The sequence below is a fragment of the Anaerovibrio sp. genome (assembly GCF_051866355.1).
In the GTDB taxonomy this organism is placed as follows: domain Bacteria; phylum Bacillota; class Negativicutes; order Selenomonadales; family Selenomonadaceae; genus Anaerovibrio.
Genome location: NZ_JBJDWZ010000042.1, coordinates 1 through 3782, shown reverse-complemented (window position 1 = coordinate 3782; position 3782 = coordinate 1). Strand labels below are relative to the sequence as shown.

Genomic DNA, 3782 nt, shown 5'->3' with positions numbered 1-3782 from the left:
GTATGAAAAATATTCACAAAATTAAGGAGGTTTTAAATATAATGCGAACGATATTTCACACTGGGACAAAAATACGACCTTATCGTAAGGAAATTATTATTGCTTGGGAGGATTTTTACTATGAAAGCCACAACCGATGATTTGCTGAAGGTTATCAGAAAGCTGGGACAGGGGGAGCTGGAGGAATACCGCATCCTGCGCCATCTGGGGATTTCCCACGGGCAGTTCTGCCAGCTGCGCCGGGAGCTGGTGGCCGAAGAACGGCTGATAGTCACCCATCCCTGCCGCAAGGCACATTACCGGATTGCCGAGCCCGAAACTGGCAGAAAAGCCGTATAAAGGCCGTGCATACACAAGTATGGCGGAGAATCATCCTGCCATACCATGAAAACGTGTAAAACTGTACATATTCGCATACAAGACAAGAGGAGGAAAGAAAAATGCGCGATACCCATAACGATACCCGCGGTTACATCTGTAACGACCAGCATAATCCCCATCAGTACGACACCATTAGCGACCAGCATAACAATAAAACTAACACTAACAACACCGATACCAATACCTATACCAATATCAATACAAGTATAAACACCAATGCCAATACCGATACCAATGTGAATTCCGATGCCGGCCTCAACGTCGGCACCGATAGTAACAGCGACAGCGGTCTGTCCCAGGAGGAAATCAGCCATCTGAATGAAATGGCGCCGGAACTGCGGGACGCCCTGTTGCGGCTCCGAAAAAACATCCGCATCCGCCAGCGGGAAAAGGAGCAGGCGGCGGAAGCCCGCGAGCTGAACAGGCTGATGGGTATAAAAACACCGGAGGACGCGGCAGAAGAGCAAAGACTGCTGAACCTGCGGCGGGCCATGGATGAGCAGGAACGGCAGAACCGGGAAGCCGTCAGACGGAAATTCCTGTGCAACAGCGGCATGGAGGAAGCGGGTATCCCGCTGGCATTCAGGACAGCCACCATGGAGGCCGTCAGCCGCCGTGGCATCCCGGAAGCGCTGGAATATCCCCGCATGCGCATCTGCGACTACCTGTCCGGCATCGACAAATGCTGCAAATCCGGCACGGGACTGATTCTCACCGGCCCCTGCGGCACGCTGAAAACCACCTTTGCCTGCAGTATCATGCTGGAAGCCTTTGCCCACGGGATTGAGGCGAGGTTCGAGCTGGTCATGAGCATGCTGGACAGGCTGGTTATGCTGGAAAAGGCCAACCGCGAGGAATACAGCCGCACCATGCACAAGCTCTGCACCGTACCGCTGCTGGTGCTGGACGACCTGGGCGCCGAGGGACATCATGCGGATTTTGTAAGAAGCAAGCTGGAGCAGATTGTCTTTCAGCGGCACGCCAACAACAGGGCCCTCATCATCACCACCAACCTGTCACCGCAGAAGCTGGCAGGACTGTACTCCGGCCGCATCATGGACAGACTGCGGGAGCGCTGTCTGGTGCTGGAACACAACTGCGGCAGCCTGCGGGCGAAAAACGTTTTTTCTATAACTGCGTAAAAATGCAGACAAACATCTGAAACATATATGACGCGCACACAAAGCGCATAAAACAGCAGAATTGAAGGAGACATACGACCATGCCGAAAATTTCTTATATCACTCAGATGAACAGCTTCATGGCAAGGGCTCTTGAGGATGCCCTGCCTGCCAATGCCGTCCTGCTCTACCTGATGCTCTTTCACAATTTCAACAGGGCCCGCTGGCGCAACGAGTGGATGAAGTTCACCATCTGCCAGCTGATGGGCTTTACCCATGTGGGCAGTCCCAACACCATCTACAGCATACGCAGTCTTCTGAAAGAGCTGGGCTACATCGACTACCGCGCCAGCAAGAACGGCAGCCGCACCCAGATGGAGTACCGCCTGATTCCCCTGAACGAGCAGGAAAAAGGTGAATTTCCCGCCAGGGAATATCCGGCGGCCGAAGGTGCCAAAAAGGGATGCGGGCCTGATAGGCAGACTGCAAATGACCTTTCACAAAATGAATATTCACAAATTGAACACTCAAAATATGAAAAATCAAAAACTGAACATTCAAAAACTGAACGTTCAGGAGAGTTTTCAGGTGAGCTTTCAAAAAGTGAACACCGGACTGATAACTCCCCTAATAGGGAAGAGGAAGAAAAGACAAAAAATCCCCACCATGCTACATCTGCGAAGTATGTACAGGAGAAAAATATAACAGGCAGGACGGATACAGCAGGAGAATCGGCTATTCAGGTGGGGAGAAAAATGACCGTGAATGAATTCTGCCGCACCAACGGGGATTATCTGCTCTGCGCGGATGCCTACAGGGAGTATTTTCACAGGGAGCCGCCCTCCAAGGACAGGGTGAAGCTCATCCGCTTTCTGGCCTCCTACGGCGCATCCGTTACCCTGCAGGCACTGGATATCATGATGCGGAACGGGGCTGATTCACTGGACTACTGCGAGGGCGTACTGCGCCGCATGCAGTGGCAGACAAACAAAAATGCCGCCCGGCAGACCGCTCCCCGCCCCCACAGCGACTGGCAGGGCTGGCGCATGGCATAATGCCTCCGGAGGGATATACACAGCGCGGATAATGGCAAAAAAATCTTCGGAGAAATGCTTGACGGTGACATGTCATGGACGTACTATAGGCGTGTAAGGAACAGGATGTTCCTTGCGGAGCAAGGCTTCAAGATTTTCAGAAAGGAGATGTTTTCTATGGCTTCAAGGTTACAGAATGCTTCCGCCTTCAGGCTGAAGCTGGAAACCGGCGTGGATGAAAGCGGCAAGGCCACCTATTCCACCAGAAGTTTCAAGGATGTCAACGCCAGCCTCACCGATGATGAGCTTCTGGGCGTTGCCGGAAGTCTGGCGGGCCTGCAGACCTGCCCGCTGTCCGAGGTAGTCCGTATGGATACCGCGGCACTGGTGGCCTGACAGAACTGCCGGACAAGATGTCCTGCTGAAACGGCCTGACAAAGCGGCTGAATAGCAGGCAACATACCCGGCATGGCCAATGCGGCTAACATAGCCAATAGCTAACATGGCTAACATAGCTGACGTAACCGGCATGACTAACGCAAGTATGATGAAAGGAGTGTGATTTTTATGCCAGCAAGTCTGCATCTGGTGTTCACCAAGGGCACCAGCACCAAGACTATTATCATCAGCGAGCCGAATCCAAACCTCAAGAAAGCCCAGGCTTATGAGGCAATGCAGGCGATTGTGGACAAGAAGGCGGTGCTTGCCGCCGGTGAGCCTGTGGACGGCATCAAGAAGGCATATCTCAGCGAGGTTATCGTGACCGAGCTGGAAGACAGTGCCGCATAATAGCGCCACGCGATTGCGTCGGAGCAATCAATTCAGAGTGATTGCATGAAAGGAGGAACCAGATATGGCTATTCGTGAAAACAAGACTTCTACCCTGAAGCTGCCCCTGATTACCGGCACGGACGATAACGGGGACAACATCATCATGAACAAGACCATCAGCGGCTTTGACCCTGATTTGTCCGATGATGATATGGCCGCCATCGGCGAGAAGGTAGGCGGCCTCTACAAGTACGGCTTTGAAAATGTGCTTCGCGTGGACAGCTATGTGCTGAAAGCCGCGGCATAAACTGCAGCAGCCGTGCCCAAAATACTGAACAGAAAGGAGAAAATCTATGGCAAAGAAGCTGAACATGGTCTTTACCCGCGGCGAAAGCGGAACCAAGACAATTTCCTTGTCCAATCCCAAAGATGGCATTACCGCCGGTGAGGTGAAGGGTGTCATGCAGGATATCAT

Annotated in this window: 7 protein-coding genes; all 7 read left to right on the top strand. The window is 52.5% G+C overall.

Translation table 11 applies throughout. The annotated features are described in order from the left end of the window. The first annotated feature begins 120 nt into the window (after positions 1-120). Positions 121-339 (top strand): hypothetical protein, encoded by a 219-nt coding sequence (locus tag ACI3UA_RS02445; protein WP_439723246.1) that lies wholly within the window; start codon positions 121-123, stop codon positions 337-339. 101 nt (positions 340-440) lie between these two features. Further along, positions 441-1523: an ATP-binding protein gene (locus tag ACI3UA_RS02440; protein WP_439723245.1), complete on the top strand. Its 1083-nt coding sequence runs from the start codon at positions 441-443 to the stop codon at positions 1521-1523. An 80-nt stretch (positions 1524-1603) separates the two neighbouring features. Beyond that, the gene (locus tag ACI3UA_RS02435) at positions 1604-2557 is read left to right on the top strand and encodes a hypothetical protein (protein ID WP_439723244.1); all 954 of its coding nucleotides are present in this window, start codon (positions 1604-1606) and stop codon (positions 2555-2557) included. 156 nt (positions 2558-2713) lie between these two features. Then, positions 2714-2932, top strand: coding sequence for a DUF1659 domain-containing protein (locus tag ACI3UA_RS02430; protein WP_439723243.1), 219 nt, complete (start codon positions 2714-2716; stop codon positions 2930-2932). Positions 2933-3103: 171 nt separating this feature from the next. Beyond that, entirely contained in the window at positions 3104-3325 is a 222-nt protein-coding gene (locus ACI3UA_RS02425; protein WP_439723242.1) for a DUF2922 domain-containing protein, read from the top strand. A gap of 64 nt (positions 3326-3389) precedes the next feature. Then, complete coding sequence (locus ACI3UA_RS02420) at positions 3390-3614, top strand: DUF1659 domain-containing protein (protein WP_439723241.1); 225 nt, start codon at positions 3390-3392, stop codon at positions 3612-3614. A gap of 46 nt (positions 3615-3660) precedes the next feature. Next, a partial coding sequence (locus ACI3UA_RS02415) for a DUF2922 domain-containing protein (protein ID WP_439723247.1) occupies positions 3661-3782 on the top strand: 122 nt, incomplete at its 3' end.

Excerpts from the sequence above, each read along its gene's own strand:
- ACI3UA_RS02445 (WP_439723246.1), top strand. The coding sequence starts at position 121 with ATGAAAGCCACAACCGATGATTTGCTGAAGGTTATCAGAAAGCTGGGA.
- ACI3UA_RS02440 (WP_439723245.1), top strand. The coding sequence starts at position 441 with ATGCGCGATACCCATAACGATACCCGCGGTTACATCTGTAACGACCAG.
- ACI3UA_RS02435 (WP_439723244.1), top strand. The coding sequence starts at position 1,604 with ATGCCGAAAATTTCTTATATCACTCAGATGAACAGCTTCATGGCAAGG.
- ACI3UA_RS02430 (WP_439723243.1), top strand. The coding sequence starts at position 2,714 with ATGGCTTCAAGGTTACAGAATGCTTCCGCCTTCAGGCTGAAGCTGGAA.
- ACI3UA_RS02425 (WP_439723242.1), top strand. The coding sequence starts at position 3,104 with ATGCCAGCAAGTCTGCATCTGGTGTTCACCAAGGGCACCAGCACCAAG.
- ACI3UA_RS02420 (WP_439723241.1), top strand. The coding sequence starts at position 3,390 with ATGGCTATTCGTGAAAACAAGACTTCTACCCTGAAGCTGCCCCTGATT.